The sequence below is a fragment of the Lysinibacillus sp. FSL P2-0066 genome (assembly GCF_037969495.1).
In the GTDB taxonomy this organism is placed as follows: Bacteria; Bacillota; Bacilli; order Bacillales_A; family Planococcaceae; genus Lysinibacillus; species Lysinibacillus boronitolerans.
On sequence record NZ_CP150202.1, the window covers coordinates 3,668,326 to 3,688,771 of the forward strand.

The following is a 20,446-nucleotide window of genomic DNA, read 5'->3' on the forward strand; positions in this document are numbered from 1 at the left end:
ACCAATTCTAGCATTATTGTCAATAATTGAGAGGCTATTATTTAAGCCATAATGAAAGCGAACTAAACAGATTAGTTCGCCACTACCTCTATTAAAATTTCCTGCTTGCTCCGCCACCAGCAGAAGATCCACCACCAAATCCACCAAAGCCGCCTCTACTCGAACGTCCTCCACCAAAACTACCAGGATAACCGCCATAGCCTCCAGCACGAGGACCTCCGCCACCTTTCGAAAAGAACGTATAAAAAATAAGGACAATGATAATGATTAGGATAATTAACCAAGTGGGCATGTCTTCCTCTTCGTTTGTTTGCGCTGGCATATCACCGGTCCAATTATACTCTTGGGCAACAGCGCGAAAAACTTCAGAATAGGTCGCTTGAAAAGCTTGATCTAAATTACCCGTACTTGCTGAGGGATAAAATGCATTATCTAAAATGCGTCCTAATTTACCATCTGGTAATGCTCCTTCTAATCCCTGGCCCACTGCAATTACAACGTCGTTATTTCCTTCCCCTTGACCAAAGGTAGCTAAAATCAAGACACCGTTATTTTTTTCCTTATCTCCAATGCCCCATGAACGAATCAATTTTGTCGCATACATTTTCGGCTCTTGTCCATGAAGACTATCAATTGTGACAACCATGATTTCAGCCCCCGTGCCTTGATCCAATTGCTCGGAATAATGATTTATCTCTTCTTTGACATTCGCTGAAATGACATTAGCAAAGTCATGTATATACGTATTTTTCATAGGTGACGGCATCGTTGCTTTCGCTAGATTTGAGAAAAAAAGAAGCACCGAACAAACGATGATCATCTGTACAATGCAACGTTTCATTAATGGGTACCCGATTGGCTAAAGTCGATAGATGGTGCTTTGTCAGCTCCTGCTGCGGCTTTAAAGTATTCTTTTTGTTCGAAGCCAAACATTCCTGCCATTAAATTCCCCGGGAAACGTTTAACATGTTTATTGAATTGTTGCACCTCATTATTGTAATCCTCACGTGCTACAGCTAGACGATTTTCGGTACCTGCTAGCTCATCCATTAACTGGCGGAAGTTTGCATCTGCCTTTAAGTTTGGATAATTTTCTACAACTACTAGTAAACGACTAAGAGCGCCAGTTAAAGCATCATTGGCAACAGCTTGCTCCTCTGGTGTTCTTGCACTTCCCATTTGTGCACGTGCCTGCGTAATATTCGCTATCACCTCTTGCTCATGACTCGCATAGCCTTTCACAGATTCCACTAGATTGGGAATCAAATCATAACGACGTTGGAGCTGATTTTCAACTTGTGCCCATTTAGAATCAACATTTTCCTCGGCTGTCACCAGGCTATTATATTTAGGTATAAATAATAAGGCGATTACAACAAGAATGATGACAATTATTCCAATTGGTCCAAGTAACTTTTTCAATTTTAAGCCTCCTTGACTTGCATTTCCTTCTAACTTTAGTCTACATTTTTACCTTTACATTTATACCGTATGAAATTGAATTGACACGACATACTAAATACTGCAACAAAAAATTATTGAGGAGGCGTTTTTTTTGTCACAATCGTTTTACAATGAATCATCAAACCAAACAAATTTCAATCAACAACATAGCCTAAATCATGGTGGACATGAAATGATGGACATGCATGAAACAATTGGCGAAATTATTGCAGGTATGAACCAAGCGATTATTTTGCGTCCCCATGTAAAAGATCCTGAATTACTCAATATTTTGGATCGCCAATATAATTTCACTCTTGGTATGTACAATACGATCGTAGAATCCTTCAAAACAGGACACGATCCATCTGTTCCAACAGGACGCTACCAAATGGAAACAGGAAATGACTTCAAATATGGCCTAAATCCTGGTCAACCAAAAAAGCCAATGCAAAACGCAAATGAAATCAATGATGAAGCTATTTCTGGATTTTTACTTGGCGCTCAAAAAGGAGCAGCAAAATGCATGACAACTGCTGCGTTGGAGACAACAAACCCTGTAGTTCGACGCGTTGTTGCGGATAGTATTCCTAACTGTATCGAAATGGGCTACGAATTATCCATTTATCAAAATAAACACGGCTATTATCAAGTGCCTCAGTACTCTCAACAGGATATGCAAGCGATGCTGAATGCATACGACACAACATCTAATCCCCTTCATTAAATAAAAACAGTCCATGGTGAATACTCACACCATGGACTACTTTTTTAGTACAAAAAAGCGAACAAGCATGTCGTTCGCTTTTTCAGTTTTATAATACTTTTCCTAAAAACGCCTTCGTACGGTCGCTTTGTGGATTGCCGAATAGTTCCTCTGGAGAACCTTCTTCTACAATATAGCCCCCATCCATGAAGACCACTCGATCGCCTACTTCACGGGCAAAGCCCATTTCATGTGTCACAACAACCATTGTCATCCCTTCAGCTGCTAGATTTTTCATAACATCTAGCACCTCTTTTACCATTTCAGGGTCAAGTGCTGAAGTTGGTTCGTCAAATAAAATAGCTTTTGGCTTCATTGCTAAGGCACGAGCAATTGCCACACGCTGTTGCTGACCACCTGATAGCTGCTCAGGATAATTATATGCCTTGCTATCGAGGCCAACCTTTTTTAATAGTTCATGTCCTAGAGCCTCTGCGTCTGTACGACTCATTTTACGAATTTGCATAGGTGCCATTGTAACATTATCAATAACAGTCATATGCGGGAATAAGTTAAATTGTTGGAACACCATACCTACTTCAGCGCGAATTTCATTGATATTCGTTTTAGGGTCGTTAATTTTTACATTTTCAATATAAATAGCACCATCCGTTACTTCTTCTAACATATTGATGCAACGGAGAAATGTACTTTTTCCTGAACCAGACGGCCCAATAACACAGACAACTTGTTTTTCTTGAATTTCATAATCGATTCCTTTTAATACTTCAAGCTTGCCAAAGTATTTGTGTAGGTTTTCAATTTTTATCATCTAGCTTCCCGCCCTTCTACCTTAGCTTTACGAGGGACATAGCTATTGCTAAATCGTTTCTCGATAAATGCCACAATTTTCGTTACACCATATGTTAAAACTAAATATAATAATGCTGCAACGATATACGGTTCCCAGAAGCGGAAGCTTGCACCAGCTACGACCTTACTAGCGTATAAAATATCTGGTGCTGCAATTACTGTTACGAGTGAAGAATCTTTTAATAATGCGATAAATTCATTTCCTAATGGTGGAATCATCCGTCTAAATGCTTGAGGTAAAATGACCTTACGCATCGCTTGGTTATGCGTTAATCCAAGAGAGCGAGCAGCCTCCATTTGTCCTTTTGCAATACTTTGGATCCCTGCACGGAAAATTTCTGCATTATAAGCAGCACAGTTTAAAATAAGCGCTGTAATCCCTGATACCATATAGCCTAAAGAATGACCAAAAATTGTTGGAATAACTGCTAAGTGAATTAACAAGATTTGTACAAGCATCGGTGTTCCACGGAATAAATCGATATATAGTTTAGATGGCCAATAGATCCATTTTTTACTCGATAATTTTCCAAGGCCTAAAAATAGCCCTAATAGAATACCGCCAAAATAACCACTAAGTGTCAAAATAAGTGTTACGCCAATACCTCGTATAAACATATCTCGGTAGTTCCAGACAATGTCCCAGCGTAAGTCAAAGATGTCCATCCGAAAACCCCATTCCCCTTTAAATTACGATTAATAAATGAGCCGTTAGCACAGTTACTATGTTAGTAGCATCATGTCATTCATTTCTTACTAAAAATCAGTACCTGTAATTTCTTTTAATTTACCGTTTTCTTTAATCTTTTTAAGACCTTCGTTTAATTTATCTAGTAATTCTTTATTGCCTTTTTGAACCATGAAGCCATAGTATTCTTTTTCGAATGCGTCATCTTCAATTACTTTTAGTTTTTGATCTGGATGAGCCTTAATATATTCATAAACGACTGCGTTATCTCCGATAGCTGCATCAACATTACCATTTAGCATCTCTTGAATAGCGATTGGCTGACTTTCAAAAGCCATAATATTTGTACTTGCTTCCCCTTGAAGCTTTTTCGCCGCCATATGACCAGTAGCATTAATTTGTACTGATACTTTTTTATCTTTTAATTCATCAAGAGATTTAATTTTTGAATCTTCTTTCACAACAATTAATAACTGAGACTCATAGTATGGTTCTGTAAAATCAAATGATTCTTTACGTTCTTCCGTAATTGTGATCCCTGAAGCACCGATATCTGTTTCACCGTTTTTAATTGTTTGGAACACTGGCTCCCATCCAATATTATTCCACTCAACCTCAAAGTCCATCTCATCTGCAATTGCTTGTAGAATATCGACATCAATCCCTACAATTTTCCCTGAATCGTCAACAGATTCAAATGGTGCAAAAGTGGCCTCAGTACCTACTTTATAGACCTTTTTGCCATCTCCACCATCTTCTGAAGAAGAGCTACCTGAAGATGCCCCATCTTTTGTACCACATCCTGCAAGCGCTAATGTTAATGCCGCAATAATCATCAGTAACATCCAACCTGTTTTTTTCATTATATTTCCCCCTAGTTCGATAATTTTCCAAATTACGTATTATTTTTCGCAATTCGGAAATGTTAGACTATTAGGTCAATTATATTAACATTATAGTATTTAGACAACAACTTTTCGCATAAAACTAAATATTTTTTCATATAAATTTATATGAAATTCATATAATTTGAAAAAACATGTATAAATAACAAGAAAATAAACCTAAAACTAATATATATACAATGAGAACCATGCCAAATTTCGATAAATTTAGGCAAAAAAAAAGAATCCCCTCAGATAGGATTCTTTTTTTTTCGACTATTGCTAGTCTCACGTACAGTATGTTCACTAAAAAATAATTTGGAGTTGTTGCTTTTTTGAAGGTTTGAAAGGAATAAATAGGGGAATAATGCCAACTAGGACAGTATTCCCTATTCTTCCTCTCGATCTCCAGTAAGCAGGCTGCTAAACTACTTATTAGGAGATGAGCTATAACAGTATATCAATTAATCAGTAAAATGGCGCCCTCGGAGGGAATCGAACCCCCAGTGCAAGAACCGGAATCTTACGTGTTATCCATTACACCACGAGGGCAAAAGACACAAAAAAAAAGTACTCACTCTAGGCTTACGAAAAGCATGATGTAGATAACCCTCATTTTTGAAGCATACCTGCAAAATAGTGTTCTGTACTTTAAACCTTATAACCTTAATCATTATACAAGCCTATCCTATATAATTCAACCATAGATTGCAAAAACAATTTATTTTTTTTAATTTCACTTTAGCAGGGTTAATATTTGACCTTCCCTGACTATAATGTGTATGATAAGGATACAGCTGAAATACAAAGGAAAATTTTCAGCAAAGGTATTCGAATTTAGCTTTTTAAGGAGGATTTAACATGAATTTAATTCCTACAGTTATTGAACAAACTAGTCGTGGTGAGCGTGCATATGACATTTATTCACGTCTACTTAAAGACCGTATTATCCTTTTAGGAAGTGCCATTGATGACAATGTTGCCAACTCCATTGTCGCTCAGCTTCTTTTCCTACAAGCAGAAGATCCAGATAAAGATATCTCTCTTTACATTAATTCACCTGGCGGATCCATTACGGCTGGTATGGCAATCTATGACACAATGCAAATTATTAAACCACAGGTACAAACAATTTGTATTGGTATGGCTGCATCAATGGGTGCTTTCCTACTTGCAGCTGGAGAACCTGGTAAACGTTTTGCCTTACCAAATGCTGAAGTTATGATTCACCAACCACTAGGTGGTGCGCAAGGGCAAGCGACAGAAATTGAAATTGCTGCTAAACGTATTTTATTCTTACGTGAAAAATTAAATGGCATTTTATCTGAACGCACTGGTCAACCACTTGAAGTCATTGCAAGAGACACAGATCGTGATAACTTCATGACTGCTGAACGTGCAAAAGAATATGGCTTAATTGACCACATTATGCATCGTAGCGATAATAAATAAAAAAGAGAAGGCATCACAGAATTGCTCTGTGATGCCTTTTGTATTTATTGAATGTTAATCTTCGTTTTCAATAATTGTTGCCAACGCTGTAACCGCTTGCTCAGCATCGTTACCTTCACTGCTTAAAGTCACTTCAGTACCTTTAGCAACTGCTAAGCTCATGACACCCATAATGGATTTGGCATTTACTTTTTTCTCGTCTTTTTCTAGAAAGATATCAGCACTAAAACGATTTGCTTCCTGCACAAATAGTGCTGCTTGTCTAGCTTGTAGTCCTAATTTTAATTTAACCTGGACTCTTCTCTCAATCATTCTCAAAACTCCCCTTCACTACCGTTCATCTATTAGTTTTATCTTACCTTACTTACAGGCAAAAGAACAATAAGCGATTAGCATGACATTCATACCTGAAAAGTATGATAACTTAACCACCTATTTTTTCACCACGCCTTAATGCATCCGCAATCTCATCAATTTTTCTCAATCGATGGTTAACACCAGATTTACTAACCGTTCCACTAGATACCATTTCACCAAGCTCTTTCAATGTCACATCTTGGTATTCAACACGGAGACGAGCTATTTCACGAAGCTTCTCTGGTAGTTGATCAAGACCAATTGAATTTTCAATAAATCGAATATTCTCTACCTGCCGTAATGCTGCACCAATGGTTTTATTTAAATTGGCAGTTTCACAGTTCACAATACGGTTGACACTATTACGCATATCTCGCAAAATCCGAACATCTTCGAATTTCATCATAGCCTGATGTGCGCCAACAATATTAAGGAAATCTGAAATTTTTTCCGCTTCCTTTAAGTACGTCACAAAGCCTTTTTTACGTTCGATTGTTTTGGCATTGAGTTCAAATTCATTCATCAAATCCATTAATGCTTCACCATGCTCTTTATATAAAGAATAAACCTCTAAATGATAAGCCGATGTTTCTGGATTATTGACAGAACCTCCTGCTAAAAAGGCTCCCCTTAAATAAGCTCTTTTTTGGCCACTCTTTTGAATGAGCTTTCTTGAGATAGTATGGTTAAATTGAAAGTCGTCTGAGATGATTTCTAAATCAATTAATAGCTCACGCGCACCTTCTCTTACACGACATATATACACATTATTTTTTTTCAATCGCATTTTCTTTCGAACAAGTAATTCCACATTGTACGGATACAATTTTTTCATAATCGTATATAGTCTTCTGGCTATTGCAGCGTTTTCGGTTTGCACGTCTAAGCTTAGTTGTTTATTTGCAAAGGATAATGAACCATTCATACGAATTAGGGCAGAAACTTCTGCTTTCATACAATGATCGTCCGCTTCTATTTGTGTCAATTCTTTTTTTGTTTCAGAAGCAAAAGACATATCACGCCCCCCTTTCAATCATGATTTCTATGTATATGTTCATCTTACCATATACAATAAAGCCATTATGTTTCTATTATTGGTCCTCTTACTTTTTGATGGTAAATATCAGCATAATCTACCAGCCATTCTGCAACATTCGTAGCATTATGGCGAACCGTTCCATCTGGTCGAATTGTAGCAATGTCCCGTTTAATAACTTCTAATCCCATACTTTCAAGCTTTGCTACATCAAATGTTACTGGTTCCGCTCTTTCTTCTTTATACAATTCTTTTACAGGGTTCGGTAGTTCTTCATCATTTACTAAAATGGAATCGATAAAATCATGGCCAACATGCTTATGTATGGCTGTTACATGATCGCCTGCTGTATAAGAAATAGTTTCGCCCTTTTGTGTCATTAAATTACAAACATATATTTTTCTTCCTTTAGCCTTAACAACTGCTTCTCCTATTTCCTTCACAAGCAAATTCGGAATAATACTTGTATATAGGCTTCCTGGTCCTATTAAAATATAGTCTGCACGAAGTATTGCACGAATAGCTTCTGGTAACGGTTGCACATTTTCAGGTACTAAAAAAACGCGATTAATGCGTTTGGTCGCTGTCGGGATTTTTGATTCGCCCTCTATAATTGAGCCGTCATCAAGTACAGCATGTAGGGTGATTTTTTTATTAGCAGCTGGAATTACTCGACCATGAACTTTTAAAACCTTTCCCATCTCACTTATAGCATGACTGAAATCTCCGGTAATATCAGTAAGGGCTGTAAGCATTAAATTTCCTAAGGAGTGGCCTCGTAAATCTTCAGATGCCGAAAAACGGTATTGAAACATTTGCTCTACAAGGGGCTCAATATCTGATAATGCTGCAATCACGTTGCGTACATCACCAGGTGGTGGGATATCATAATCATCACGTAAACGACCTGAAGATCCACCATCATCTGCTACTGTTACAATAGCAGTTATATCAAATGGGTGATGCTTCAGCCCGCGAAGTAACGTGGAAAGCCCTGTGCCACCACCAATTACCACAAGCTTTGTTTGCTTTTTCCCCATTCACTCATTCCTTTCTACGATTAATATCACGATGCGTAATAACCGTATTTTCCTTGCCCGCAAAATATGCACCAAAAAATTCTGCTAATGTCACGGAGCGATGCTGGCCCCCAGTACATCCAAAAGCAATAACAAGCTGTGATTTGCCTTCTTGTCGATAGAGCGGAATCATAAAGTCTAATAAATCCGTTAGTTTTTGTATTAGTATTTGTGTATCTTCCAACGCTAACACATAAGAAGATACCTCCGTTTGAAGACCCGTTTTTGGACGTAGCTCCTCCACATAGTACGGGTTTTTAAGGAAACGAACATCAAACACTAAGTCTGCATCAATCGGCATTCCATGTTTAAAGCCAAAAGACATAATATTAACGGTAAAAATAGTATCTGCCTCACTCGCAAATTCTTTGACGATTTTTTCACGTAATTGCTTTGGTTTCATGTTAGATGTGTTATAAACAAAATTGGCACGACCTTTTACGACAGATAAAAGTTCTCGTTCCTGTTTAATCCCATCTAGAGGTAAACCATTCACTGCTAATGGATGTGCACGTCTTGTTTCTTTATAACGTCTGACTAATGTGGCATCATCTGCATCTAAAAATAAAATACGAGCAACAATATCGCCTTCTTTTAGTATATGGTCTAATGCGCCAATTAGAGCATCAAAAAAGTCGCCTCCGCGCATATCCATCACTGCTGCAATTCGAGTACTGTTTTTACCAGAATCCCTTAGTAAGGTTAAAAAAGTTGTAAGTAACGCAGGTGGTAAATTATCAATACAGTAATACCCTAAATCCTCAAAGCTTTGAATAGCTACTGTTTTCCCAGCCCCAGACATTCCTGTAATAATAACCAATTCATGTGTACTTTGTTGGCCTTCAACCACCACTGTCATGCAACTCCTTTATTGTTCTTTTGAAATTTGTATTTTTTGATGAAGTAATTCAAAATCCGTTGTATAGTCAAACGTGCCATACTGAATGCCTGATTGCGAAACAGCAAATTGTAAATTAGTTCGATCTCCTTCAGCCATTGGCAAATGTGCTAAATCCTCTACTGGGTGCCATGCAAGTTTGCCTTCTCTTGTTTCTTCAAATGGTACTCCATCTACATCCTTTGCAACAAATGTATAGAGCATCCATTCATCCACTACATCATTGTTTTCTTTAATGATCATCGTATAAACACCCTTTAAATGAACATGTAAAGGTGTGACATTTGTCTCTTCTTGAAACTCACGAATAGCAGCCTCAAAGATTGACTCGCCGCTCTCCATTTTCCCTCCTGGAGCTACATACCAGCCTCGTCTTGGTTTCTGAAGTAATAATACTTTACCGTCTTTTACGGCAATTAAATTTGCAATTCTTTGCATAGGCACACCTCTAATCACTTTTGCATTCTACTCTTCATTATAACAAGACCTTGTAAGATTTGTCCTCATTTACAACTCTTGTACGCAGACTATTAACAATTTAGTTCTATTCAAAGATAACCATCTCATCTTGGGCGAAATTTACGTGTTTCGTAATATTATTATTTGATTTTTTACACATAAAAAAGTAGGCTGCTCCCACCTAATGGAGGCGGAAACAACCTACTAAACAAAATAAAAGGGGGATTGCTAATTACATTTTTAATCATACACCTTTTATATGTCATTCAAGTTACAGCAATATTAAAACCACATTAAAATTGTATTTTTTTCCTTAAAATAGCCATGTTAGGCATTAATCTTCTCTAATAGCTCTTCTACATAATGTTGAACAGCTTGCGCGGCAATACTACCGTCACCAGTTGCTGTTACAATTTGACGAAGTGATTTTTCACGAACATCTCCAGCTGCAAAGATACCTGGGATTTTTGTTTCCATCGTGTCATTTGTCAAAATATAGCCAGCGTCATTTAAAATACCTAATGATTCAAATGGTTTAGTTAAAGGTAGCATACCAATATAGACGAATACACCATCTGTAGCAAATTCAGATTCTGTACCATCAACAGTTGATTGTAGTGTTACACTCCCAACTTTACCATTCGCTTCATTGATTTCTTTGACAGTTGCATTCCAAATGAAATCAATTTTTTCATTGGCGAAGGCACGATCTTGTAGAATTTTTTGTGCACGTAATTTATCGCGACGGTGGACAATTGTCACTTTATCTGCAAAGCGAGTTAAATAAACACCCTCTTCAACAGCTGAATCTCCGCCACCTACGACAACAAGATTTTTTTGTTTAAAGAATGCACCATCGCATACTGCACAGTAGCTGACACCACGACCACCAAGTTCTTTTTCACCTGGCACACCCATTTTTTTATATTCTGCACCAGTTGTAATAATAATAGCACGTGTTTTATATTCTTTTGCGCCTGATTTAATTGTTTTATATTCTTCTCCATCGATGATTTCCGTTACATCACCATAGGCGTATTCAGCACCAAATTTTTTAGCATGCTCAAACATTTTTGTAGAAAGCTCTGGTCCTAAAATTGTCTCAAAACCTGGGTAGTTTTCCACTTCTTCTGTGTTTGCCATTTGTCCACCCGGAATGCCGCGTTCAATCATTAATGTTGACAAATTCGCACGAGATGTATAGACGGCAGCAGTCATCCCAGCAGGACCTGCACCAATAATTACTACATCATAAATTTTTTCTTCTGACATAAATACTTCCCCCTAAACAGAATACTTTTTATCTTCATTCAACCAATACACAAAACGTCATTATAGAAGAAGATCAATGACGCTACGAAAAAATTGGTGTTAGCGTTAGTATGTTCATCGTATGTGAAAGTATAAAGTTATTCAACTATGTTGCTCATACTTTAATTATGACTGTTTGGCAAAAACGTTAAGATTTCGTCAATATACTTCGATAAAGTAGATACAGATACTCCATATTGCTGTGCAATTTCCTTTTTTGTCACTTTGAGCATTTGTGAAGATCTGAATAAATAATCATTTGCTCCTGCAATTGCTGTTGGATTTGTAAAACGATAATTTTCTACTAAAGCTTGTTCACATAGCACAAACCACATTTGAAACATAGGTACAATTAATGATGATAGCTTTCCATACTGTTCTAATAAAATTTCTGAAACCTCTACTGACCGTAAAAAGCTTGCTTCTACTTTGTTTTTCTTATCAAATTCATGTCCTAGTGCATAAGCCAAAAATAATTTCTCAAAAGAGCCTAATTGTTCAATATTAATCCATTTTGGATGGGCGATAATTTCTTGCTTATGCGCTGTGCCTTTCAGTAAAAACAAGCCAAAAATGCGCTCACTTGTATAAGTGCTCTCTAATTTTTCAACAATAAAATCACGATCATGCTCCAATGCATCAAGCCCAAATTCATTTTCTTGTTGACGCCAAGGTTCAAAGCCCTCTTTGTCTGGGTCTAATTCTAGAAGCTGATCCCAAGCACTTTTCGAAATCTCCTCATGTCCTGAGAAATAGGCAGCATGCGACAACCAAAAGTAAAATCCTGCATCTCCTACATAGCCTCTCTTTTGCATACTGCGCAGCCATTTATAGGCTAATTCATATTGGCCGATTAAGGCTAATGTAGCACCAAGTTTATATCGATGCTCCCAAGTATAGGGTTGAATTTTGACAAGAACATTTAACAGTTCTTGTAAATCCTCTTCATTTTTTTCATAATAAGCAATCACCGTTAAATTGCATAATGCATGTAGATTGCCCTTATTTTCACGTAGCACTGTATGCAAGAGAGCCTTTGCTTGCTCTTCTTCTCCAACATAAAAATAAGCGAGTGCTAGATTATTATAGGCGGACCAAAATGCTGGTCGATCTTCAATTAAATCTTCTAAAATAGTAATAGCTTCAGGAAAATCTCCCTTTTCCATGCAACGACGAGCTTGCTCCTGACGATATAAATCCTCACCAGAGCCTTCAAGCTCTTCAAAATCATCTTGCTCAAAAGCGACAAACTCTAATATTTCTGCCGCTTCATCTGCATAAGCACCCTCAGGTTCTAGCTTTAAATATTCTTCAGCAAAGCGTTTTGCATCATGCATGATGCCCACACATCCTGATACTTCTGCCATGTAAAATATGATTTCTGGATTATCTGGATCAATTTGATAGGCACGACGAAGTAGATCATACGCTTCCTCAAAACGTTGACCTTCTAACTCTACTATGGCTAACTGCAAGATAATCATTGGATCGTCGGGGCTTAAATCTACCGCACGCTGTAAATATTTATAGGCTTTATTCATTTGTCCACTGTTCATTGCTTGAATTGATTTCTTATAATAATAGTCGCCTGTTGGAATGAACGACACTATATTCGATTGAGTCTCATTTTGACGTTTCTTTTCCAATATATTTCCTCCGAAACAAGAAATAAGGAACGTATTTTACGTTCCTTTACACAGTATCTCCTATTATACCACACAATCAATAATATGCTGTTATTTCTCCTCGTGACGTTTTTCCAACACATGTAGAACATCATAAATGCTTACTTTTTGTTCTTGTAATAATACTAGTAGGTGATAAATTAAATCAGCAGCCTCCCATTTTACTTCCTCAGCATCTCGGTTTTTGGCACCAATAACCACCTCTGTTGCTTCTTCCCCAACCTTTTTACAGATTTTATCAATACCCTTATCAAATAAATATGTAGTGTACGCTCCTTCTGGCATTTCCTGCTCTCGCTTTTCGATGACACGAGCAAGTTTAGAAATGATGTCAATAGAACCTACCTTCTCATTTTGCTGAATGACTTCAGTGAAGCAAGAAATTGTACCATTATGACATGCTGGCCCCGTCGGTAGAACCTCCACTATTAACGCATCTTGATCACAATCTGCTTTGATTGACACTACTTTTTGTGTATGGCCACTTGTTGCTCCCTTATGCCAAAGCTCTTGACGGGATCGAGAATAAAACCAAGTTTCCCCTGATTCAATGGTTTTAGCTAATGACTCCTTATTCATATATGCTACTGTTAATACCTCTTTTGTATTGGCATCTTGTACTACAGCTGTAACAAGACCGCTCTCATCAAATTGAATGTTCTCTATCATCTTACCGCCACTCCTTTTTCACGTAAGTATTCCTTTACTTGCGCTACACTCGTTTCTTTATAATGGAAGATGGAGGCTGCTAGTGCAGCATCTGCATCTACCTCATGTGCTAATACTTCGTAAAAATGTTCGGCATGTCCCGCTCCACCACTGGCAATCACAGGAACTGTCACAGCTTCACGTACTGCTTTGGTTAAGGCTAAATCAAAGCCTGATTTTTCTCCATCTTGATTCATACTTGTTAATAAAATCTCACCAGCTCCTAAGCGTACAGCCTCTTTTGCCCATTCAATAGCTGACCAAGATGTTTTGTTGCGTCCACCATGTGTATAAACCATCCATGTGCCATCTTCCTCACTATAGCGAGCATCAATTGCTACAACAATGCATTGTGCGCCAAAGTAATCAGAGCCTTCCTTAATAAGTGCAGGTCTTTCCAACGCGGATGTATTCACCGAAACTTTATCAGCACCTGCTCGTAAAATACGCTTCATATCATCCAACGTACGAATGCCTCCGCCAACAGTAAAGGGTATGGCAAGCGTAGCCGCTGTTTGACGAACGACATCTACCATCGTTTCTCGACCTTCATGTGAAGCAGAAATATCTAAAAATACAAGCTCATCTGCTCCTTGTTCATCATAGAACTTCGCAAGCTCTACAGGATCTCCTGCATCTCGGATAGAGACAAATTGTATACCTTTTACAACACGACCTTCTTTCACATCAAGACATGGGATAATACGTTTTGTTAGCATGCCTTCACACCTTTCAACCATTGCTCTAATAAATAAACACCTAATTCCCCTGATTTTTCAGGGTGAAATTGCATGCCAGTCACAAAACCATTCGTCACAATACCAGGTACTTTAATGCCATAGTAATCAGCATAGGCAACAAGCTCTGATTCTACTATATCTGTTGCATAAAAGGAGTGAACAAAATAGACATGCTTGGCTGATACTTCATTGTGTAACCATGCAGGACGATTTGTCACAATCAGTTCATTCCACCCCATATGTGGTACTCTATATGCTTGGCCCTCTTGGCTACCACTAAAGCGTTTAATACACCCCTTGAAAAAGCCTAGTCCCTTTGTTGGGGTTACTTCATCACTTTGCTCAAATAATAATTGCATGCCTAGACAAATCCCTAAAAGAGGACGGTTTTCGCTTTGTACCTTCTGTAAATATTGATCTAAGTTTGTTTCAGCTAAACGCTTTCTGGCATCAGGGAATGCACCCACCCCGGGTAATAAAAGTGCGTCAGCTGTATCTAACGCCTTCTCATCAGCAGTTATAATAACCTCACAGCCAAGCCGTTTTAATGCTTGCTCTACACTAAATAAATTGCCCATACCATAATCAATAACACCTATTTTCACGTCAACAGCCCCTTAGTAGATGGTACGCCTTTAACACGCGGGTCAATTTCCACTGCGGCATCAATCGAACGTGCTAATGCTTTGAAAATTGCCTCAATAATGTGATGTGTATTCTGGCCATAAGGTACAATTACGTGAACATTCATCCTTGCCTCAAGGGCAAATTTCCATAAAAATTCATGCACTAATTCTGTATCAAACGTTCCTACTTTTTCTTTCAATGCTGGCACACGATACTCTAAATGAGGTCGATTCGAACAATCGACCACTACCTGAGCTAGTGCGTCATCCATCGGTACAAAGGCGTTACCATAGCGTTTAATGCCTTTTTTATCACCAAGTGCTTCTCGAACAGCCTGTCCTAATACAATACCAAGGTCCTCTGTTGTATGGTGATCATCAATATAAGTATCGCCATTAGCATGTATTGTGCCATTAAATAGTCCATGCTTAATAAATAAGTCAAGCATATGGTCCATAAAACCTACGCCTGTTTGGATATCAGCCTTGCCCTCACCATCTAAATCAATGGCTACTAAAATTTGCGTTTCATTCGTTGTACGCTCTATCTTTGCATATCGTTTCTTTTCTGTCATCGTCCTATTCCTTCTCCCATCCACGTGATTCCACTGCACGAGCATGACCCTCTAAGCCTTCCATACGCGCTAGACGTGCAATTTTTGGTGCATTGTCACTCCAGGTTTTTTTACTATAGTAAACAATACTTGATTTTTTCACAAAATCATCGACATTTAAGCCACTTGCAAAACGAGCAGTACTATTGGTTGGTAGTACATGGTTGGTCCCTGCAAAATAATCACCAACTGGCTCAGAACTATATCGACCTATAAAAATACCGCCTGCATGTCTTATTTGCTCAGCTAGTGCCTCCGCATTTTCTGTCACAATTTCTAAATGCTCTGGTGCTAATGAATTAATAGCTTCCACTGCATCCACCAATGTTTCTGCTACATAAATTACTCCAAATTTCTCTATAGAAGCACGAGCTACTTGTTGACGTGGTAAGTTCAGCAATTGCTTCTCTACTTCCTCAGCTACTTTTTTGGCTAATTGCTCTGAGGTTGTGACAAGAATTGCGCAAGCTAGCGGATCATGCTCTGCTTGTGATAAAAGGTCTGCAGCAATTTCATCAGGATAGGCTGTGTCATCAGCCAGCACAGCAATTTCACTCGGTCCTGCGATCATATCAATGGCCACTTCTCCAAATACCTCACGTTTGGCAAGTGCCACATAAATATTTCCTGGACCTGTTATTTTATCGACTGGGGAAATTGTTTCCGTACCATAGGCAAGTGCAGCTATGGCCTGTGCCCCACCAACTTTATAAATCTCATCAATCCCTAAAAGGTGAGCCGCCACAAGTACACCTGCTGGTAGTTTCCCTTTCTGCCCTGCAGGTGAAGTAATAACAATACGTTTCACCCCTGCAACCTGCGCTGGTATAACATTCATCAATACAGATGAAGGATAGGCTGCTGTACCACCCGGAACATATAGTCCTACTGCATCTAAGGCCGTTACCCGTTGACCTAACCAAGAACCCTCTCCCAGTTCTAGGCGATACCCTGAACGTATCTGTTGTTCATGATAAAAGCGAATATTTTCTGCTGCTTCCGCTAAGTCCTTATAAAGTTGAGGATCAAGTTCACTTACTGCTTCTTGTATTTCTTCTTCAGAGACGCGCAAACTTTTAGGGACATAGCCATCCCACCTCTCAGTATAGGTACGTAACGCCGCATCTCCCTGTACCTTAACATCTGAAAGGACTTGTCGCACAACTTTTATTTGTTCCTCATTTCCTCCTTCAAGTGGTCTTTTTAAGGAAATGCCTTTTTCAAGCTTTGTTATTTTCATCGGATTAATCCCCTTTAGTCCTTCATATGTAGCTAAAAATGATTACTCTTTCTGCTCATTCACACATTTCTTTAATCGCTTCACAAGATCAATAATACGCTCACCTTTCATACGATAACTTACTGGGTTTGCAATTAATCGAGAAGAGACAGCAGTAATAAATTCATATTCTACTAAGCCGTTTTCTTTTAATGTACGACCTGTAGAAACAATATCGACAATTCGATCAGCTAAGCCAATCATTGGTGCTAATTCAATAGAACCATTGAGCTCGATTATTTCCACTTGCTCACCAATGCCTTTGTAGTACTTCATTGCAATATTCGGATATTTCGTAGCAATTCTTGGCGCAATCTCATTCATGGAGGTGTTTGGTAAGCCTGCAGAAGCGATATAGCAATTACTAATTTTCAAATCAAGTAATTCATGCACCTCTCGCTGTTGCTCTAACAAGACATCCTTACCAGCAATACCTATATCCGCAACACCATGTTCAACATAGACAGGAACATCCATTGGCTTTGATAAAATAAAGCGAATTTTTTCCTCTGGTATTTCAATCATTAATTTACGTGACATTTCTACTTCTTCTGGTAAATTAAAGCCTGCCTCTAACAGCATTTGATATGCCTCTTCAAAGATTCGTCCTTTGGGCATTGCAATCGTTAATTCATTCACCGCCAACTTCCTCCTGTCCAACTACCACCACTTCTGTAAAATATGCTAAAAAGGCCGCTTCATCGACTAGACTACTACGTAACTGCAAAGTAGCTAATTTTCCTGCTGCTCGTAAAGTTTTAACCTTTAGTAAAGCTGCCTCAAATTGTTCTTCTTCAAAAAGTACAACTGTTGCTTCCTGTCGTTTCTCGGACTGCCCATTAAGTGTTTCTAATAAACGATCCACACGAATACTAAATCCTGTAGCACCAACCTTTGAACCAAATACCTCTAACAAGCCATCATAACGGCCTCCATTTCCTAATAGGAAGCCACTTCCTACAGCAAATACTTCAAATAGCATACCCGTGTAATAACTCATATGACTCGAAAGTGTGAAATCAAAAGCTACATAATCAGCTAAGTCAGCCATTTCAAGTAGTTGAGCAAGTTGTTGCATGTATTCTAATGCGTCATTTTTACGTACATATTTTTCAATATCTCGTATATCCTTGACATTCATGGCTTCTTCAATAAATTGTAAGAGGGCATCGGATTTAGCTTTTGGCAGATCAAATGATTCTACTGCTTCTTCAAACCCTACATAATTTCGTTGGACAAGCAATGTTCTAAGCGTTGTTTGCTGTTCAATACTCTCTGTGTAATCTTGTAAAATGCAATTTAATATACCAGCATGTCCAATTGTGATTTTAAACTCTTCCAATTTAAAATGCTTTAATAGCTCCATTGCCGTTACAATAACTTCTGCATCGGCAAAAACTGATTGATCACCTATTAACTCAATTCCCATTTGATCAAACTCAGCTGGCCTGCCACCTTCTGCTTCCTGAGCTCGAAAAACGCTGGCAAAATAGGCAAGGCGTAATGGAATCATTTCCTTTAATAGTTTCGATGTAGCTACTCGGGCAATCGGTGTAGTCATGTCAGGTCGCAGCACTAACGTATTCCCTTGGCTATCCACTAACTTAAATAAATGAGCATCAGCAATCGCTGAAGCCTTCCCCACTGTATCGAAATACTCCACCGCAGGCGTTTTTATAAACTCATAACCCCTTTTATATAAAAAGTCTCTACCAGCATGTCTAACTGCTTCAACTTTCTCATAGATTTGCGGAAATGTATCGCGCATTCCAAGTGGTTTTTCAAACATTTTTATCGACGACATATGGACACTTCCTCACATTTCACTTTAATTCACTAGAGTGTTAGAGAATTAGATTATGAAAGAATTTTAACTTATTTCAATAAAACAGTCAACGTTATCCTCATTAATTATCGAAATCTTTAAATACTTATTATTCTGTTAATTATACACATTGAATTGAAAAGACTTGCAAAAAAAGCATGACTCATTTTTCTTATAATTTGACAAAATGCTTTAGCGAGAACAAGAATAGGTCTAAAATGTGACAAAACAATCATCAAACTTTTATATTAATACCTTTCAAAAAACTTAATTTAGAATAGCATTAATAACAAAAAGAACCATTTACACTACACATTGGTGCGATTTATTATGGAAAAGGTGATTTTATACTGGTGACAAAGTGTCACTTCACTCAACTGAAAACATTGATGGAACTGCAATTAAATTAACTTTTGTTGAAACAACTTGCTTAGGCGATCATGACACTTGTAAATTCAAATCAGACTAAGACATAGCTCTTATATAAACAGTAAAAGCTACTCCAAAAACTAGTGTGTTTTGGAGTAGCTTTTTTATGCTAAAAAACTCACGAAGTATAGAACCATACTACGTGAGTTTTTATTATTTCTTTGGTGTACACCACTTTACAACCTCATTACGTTTGCGCTCTGCCATTTGTTCAGCTGTATAAATAATTTGCATCGGATTCCCCCCTGCTAAACAGCCTGCTGGCACATCCTTATGTACAAGTGTGGCAGCTGAAACAATGGCGCCATCACCAATTGTTACCCCTGGTAAAATGGTTGAATTTGCCCCAATCATTACTTCATTTCCAATATGAACATCACCTAAGCGATATTCCTCTATTAAATATTCATGTGCTAAAATGGTTGTGTTAAATCCAATCACAGTGTTGTCTCCAATGAAAATTCGTTCAGGAAACATGGTATCTGGCATGACCATTAAGGCTAATGACGTTTGCTTACCAATAGTCATGCTTAAAAATGTACGATAAAGCCAGTTTTTCACACGTAAAAATGGTGTGAAGCGTCCGATTTGAATGACAATGAAACACTTCATCACCTTCCAAAAGGACACCGTGTCATATATATTCCAAAGTGAATTGGCTCCTTGGACACGGTAACGTTCTGTTTTACGCGCCATCTACCTTACCCCTCTTTCACAATATCAAATAAATCTGACATATGTTGCAACATATATTCTGGTTGATACTGCTGTAAGTAAGCCTCTCCCTTAATTGCCCAAGCGACACCCGCTGCTCTTACACCAGCACGATGTCCAGCTTCAATATCGTGCGAATTATCGCCAATCATAATCGCATAGTCTTTTTCTATTCCTAATCTTTCCAACGCAAGTAATACTGGCTCTGGATCAGGCTTCACATTCTTCACATCATCTGTACCAATACGTACATCAAATAGATGTGTTGCACCAAGAATAGCAAGTCCACGATCGATGGTCTCATTACGTTTCGTCGAAACAATAGCCAATCGTATACCTTGCGCTTTTAATTGCTCTAGAGTTGACACAACATCAGGGTATTGGCTAACTAGTTCATCATGGTGTGCAATATTCCAAGCTCGATACATTTCTATCAAAGTATCTTCTTCACCTGGTGCAATGTCATTAAATGTCTGTTTCAATGATGGACCGATGAATTTCAGGCAGTCTTTTGGCGAATATTGCCCGGGAAATCGCTCATTTAATACATGCATAAATGTTTGAATGATTAAATCATTTGTATTCAGTAAAGTTCCATCAAAATCAAATAGTAGTGCCTTTACAGCCATTTTTTACAACC

General features: G+C 38.1%; 23 protein-coding genes and 1 tRNA gene. 2 read left to right on the plus strand and 22 right to left on the minus strand.

From position 1 onward, the window contains the following. Positions 1 to 91: 91 nt before the first annotated feature. Both MKZ14_RS18205 and MKZ14_RS18210 read right to left on the minus strand, forming a co-directional pair. Positions 92 to 841, minus strand: a complete 750-nt coding sequence (locus MKZ14_RS18205) for a TPM domain-containing protein (protein WP_339280313.1) — start codon at positions 839 to 841, stop codon at positions 92 to 94. Then, positions 841 to 1,422 (minus strand): LemA family protein, encoded by a 582-nt coding sequence (locus MKZ14_RS18210; RefSeq protein ID WP_016993911.1) that lies wholly within the window; start codon positions 1,420 to 1,422, stop codon positions 841 to 843. The genes MKZ14_RS18205 and MKZ14_RS18210 overlap by 1 nt, the downstream gene beginning before the upstream one ends. Positions 1,423 to 1,555: 133 nt before the next feature. Here MKZ14_RS18210 and MKZ14_RS18215 point away from each other — a divergent pair, with 133 nt between their 5' ends. Beyond that, complete coding sequence (locus tag MKZ14_RS18215) at positions 1,556 to 2,170, plus strand: spore coat protein (protein ID WP_036078811.1); 615 nt, start codon at positions 1,556 to 1,558, stop codon at positions 2,168 to 2,170. Between the two features lie 88 nt (positions 2,171 to 2,258). On the opposite strand, the gene MKZ14_RS18220 is transcribed toward MKZ14_RS18215, so the two are convergent. The 4 genes from MKZ14_RS18220 to MKZ14_RS18235 all read right to left on the minus strand — a co-directional run bounded on the left by MKZ14_RS18220 (position 2,259) and on the right by MKZ14_RS18235 (position 5,146). Then, complete coding sequence (locus tag MKZ14_RS18220; RefSeq protein WP_016993912.1) at positions 2,259 to 2,981, minus strand: amino acid ABC transporter ATP-binding protein; 723 nt, start codon at positions 2,979 to 2,981, stop codon at positions 2,259 to 2,261. Continuing rightward, positions 2,978 to 3,688 carry an amino acid ABC transporter permease gene (locus MKZ14_RS18225; protein WP_004228035.1) on the minus strand — a complete coding sequence of 237 codons (711 nt, stop codon included), beginning with the start codon at positions 3,686 to 3,688 and terminating at the stop codon, positions 2,978 to 2,980. Before MKZ14_RS18225 ends, MKZ14_RS18220 begins: the two co-directional genes overlap by 4 nt. Positions 3,689 to 3,778: 90 nt before the next feature. Next, positions 3,779 to 4,573 carry a basic amino acid ABC transporter substrate-binding protein gene (locus MKZ14_RS18230; RefSeq protein WP_016993913.1) on the minus strand — a complete coding sequence of 265 codons (795 nt, stop codon included), beginning with the start codon at positions 4,571 to 4,573 and terminating at the stop codon, positions 3,779 to 3,781. Between the two features lie 498 nt (positions 4,574 to 5,071). After that, a tRNA-Arg gene (locus tag MKZ14_RS18235) sits at positions 5,072 to 5,146 on the minus strand. 309 nt (positions 5,147 to 5,455) lie between these two features. Here MKZ14_RS18235 and clpP point away from each other — a divergent pair. Beyond that, complete coding sequence (gene clpP, locus MKZ14_RS18240; RefSeq protein WP_004228025.1) at positions 5,456 to 6,046, plus strand: ATP-dependent Clp endopeptidase proteolytic subunit ClpP; 591 nt, start codon at positions 5,456 to 5,458, stop codon at positions 6,044 to 6,046. A gap of 54 nt (positions 6,047 to 6,100) precedes the next feature. On the opposite strand, the gene MKZ14_RS18245 is transcribed toward clpP, so the two are convergent. From MKZ14_RS18245 to ppaX, 16 genes are all read right to left on the minus strand, one after another. After that, on the minus strand, positions 6,101 to 6,358 hold the full coding sequence (locus MKZ14_RS18245; RefSeq protein ID WP_004228023.1) for an HPr family phosphocarrier protein: 258 nt from the start codon (positions 6,356 to 6,358) through the stop codon (positions 6,101 to 6,103). A 112-nt stretch (positions 6,359 to 6,470) separates the two neighbouring features. Then, complete coding sequence (gene whiA, locus MKZ14_RS18250) at positions 6,471 to 7,418, minus strand: DNA-binding protein WhiA (protein ID WP_036078812.1); 948 nt, start codon at positions 7,416 to 7,418, stop codon at positions 6,471 to 6,473. 65 nt (positions 7,419 to 7,483) lie between these two features. Continuing rightward, positions 7,484 to 8,479 carry a YvcK family protein gene (locus tag MKZ14_RS18255; RefSeq protein ID WP_016993556.1) on the minus strand — a complete coding sequence of 332 codons (996 nt, stop codon included), beginning with the start codon at positions 8,477 to 8,479 and terminating at the stop codon, positions 7,484 to 7,486. A 4-nt stretch (positions 8,480 to 8,483) separates the two neighbouring features. After that, positions 8,484 to 9,377, minus strand: coding sequence for an RNase adapter RapZ (gene rapZ / locus MKZ14_RS18260; protein WP_026023440.1), 894 nt, complete (start codon positions 9,375 to 9,377; stop codon positions 8,484 to 8,486). A gap of 9 nt (positions 9,378 to 9,386) precedes the next feature. Next, the gene (locus tag MKZ14_RS18265) at positions 9,387 to 9,854 is read right to left on the minus strand and encodes an 8-oxo-dGTP diphosphatase (RefSeq protein ID WP_016993558.1); all 468 of its coding nucleotides are present in this window, start codon (positions 9,852 to 9,854) and stop codon (positions 9,387 to 9,389) included. Positions 9,855 to 10,202: 348 nt separating this feature from the next. Continuing rightward, positions 10,203 to 11,147, minus strand: a complete 945-nt coding sequence (gene trxB, locus MKZ14_RS18270; RefSeq protein ID WP_036078816.1) for a thioredoxin-disulfide reductase — start codon at positions 11,145 to 11,147, stop codon at positions 10,203 to 10,205. Between the two features lie 161 nt (positions 11,148 to 11,308). Continuing rightward, complete coding sequence (locus tag MKZ14_RS18275) at positions 11,309 to 12,832, minus strand: tetratricopeptide repeat protein (RefSeq protein WP_036078818.1); 1,524 nt, start codon at positions 12,830 to 12,832, stop codon at positions 11,309 to 11,311. Positions 12,833 to 12,922: 90 nt separating this feature from the next. Further along, positions 12,923 to 13,540 (minus strand): bifunctional phosphoribosyl-AMP cyclohydrolase/phosphoribosyl-ATP diphosphatase HisIE, encoded by a 618-nt coding sequence (hisIE, locus tag MKZ14_RS18280; protein ID WP_339280314.1) that lies wholly within the window; start codon positions 13,538 to 13,540, stop codon positions 12,923 to 12,925. Beyond that, entirely contained in the window at positions 13,537 to 14,298 is a 762-nt protein-coding gene (gene hisF, locus MKZ14_RS18285; RefSeq protein ID WP_016993560.1) for an imidazole glycerol phosphate synthase subunit HisF, read from the minus strand. Before hisF ends, hisIE begins: the two co-directional genes overlap by 4 nt. After that, a complete protein-coding gene (gene hisH / locus MKZ14_RS18290; protein ID WP_339280315.1) occupies positions 14,292 to 14,924 on the minus strand; it encodes an imidazole glycerol phosphate synthase subunit HisH in 633 nt (210 codons plus the stop codon). Before hisH ends, hisF begins: the two co-directional genes overlap by 7 nt. After that, complete coding sequence (gene hisB, locus MKZ14_RS18295) at positions 14,921 to 15,520, minus strand: imidazoleglycerol-phosphate dehydratase HisB (RefSeq protein ID WP_339280316.1); 600 nt, start codon at positions 15,518 to 15,520, stop codon at positions 14,921 to 14,923. The genes hisH and hisB overlap by 4 nt, the downstream gene beginning before the upstream one ends. 4 nt (positions 15,521 to 15,524) lie before the next feature. Further along, positions 15,525 to 16,799, minus strand: coding sequence for a histidinol dehydrogenase (gene hisD, locus MKZ14_RS18300; RefSeq protein ID WP_339280317.1), 1,275 nt, complete (start codon positions 16,797 to 16,799; stop codon positions 15,525 to 15,527). A 42-nt stretch (positions 16,800 to 16,841) separates the two neighbouring features. Beyond that, a complete protein-coding gene (gene hisG, locus MKZ14_RS18305; protein WP_016993564.1) occupies positions 16,842 to 17,477 on the minus strand; it encodes an ATP phosphoribosyltransferase in 636 nt (211 codons plus the stop codon). Beyond that, entirely contained in the window at positions 17,470 to 18,642 is a 1,173-nt protein-coding gene (locus MKZ14_RS18310; protein ID WP_016993565.1) for an ATP phosphoribosyltransferase regulatory subunit, read from the minus strand. The genes hisG and MKZ14_RS18310 overlap by 8 nt, the downstream gene beginning before the upstream one ends. Positions 18,643 to 19,245: 603 nt before the next feature. After that, positions 19,246 to 19,788, minus strand: a complete 543-nt coding sequence (locus tag MKZ14_RS18315) for an acyltransferase (protein WP_339280318.1) — start codon at positions 19,786 to 19,788, stop codon at positions 19,246 to 19,248. Positions 19,789 to 19,793: 5 nt separating this feature from the next. Continuing rightward, complete coding sequence (gene ppaX, locus MKZ14_RS18320; protein ID WP_016991707.1) at positions 19,794 to 20,435, minus strand: pyrophosphatase PpaX; 642 nt, start codon at positions 20,433 to 20,435, stop codon at positions 19,794 to 19,796. Positions 20,436 to 20,446: the final 11 nt, after the last annotated feature.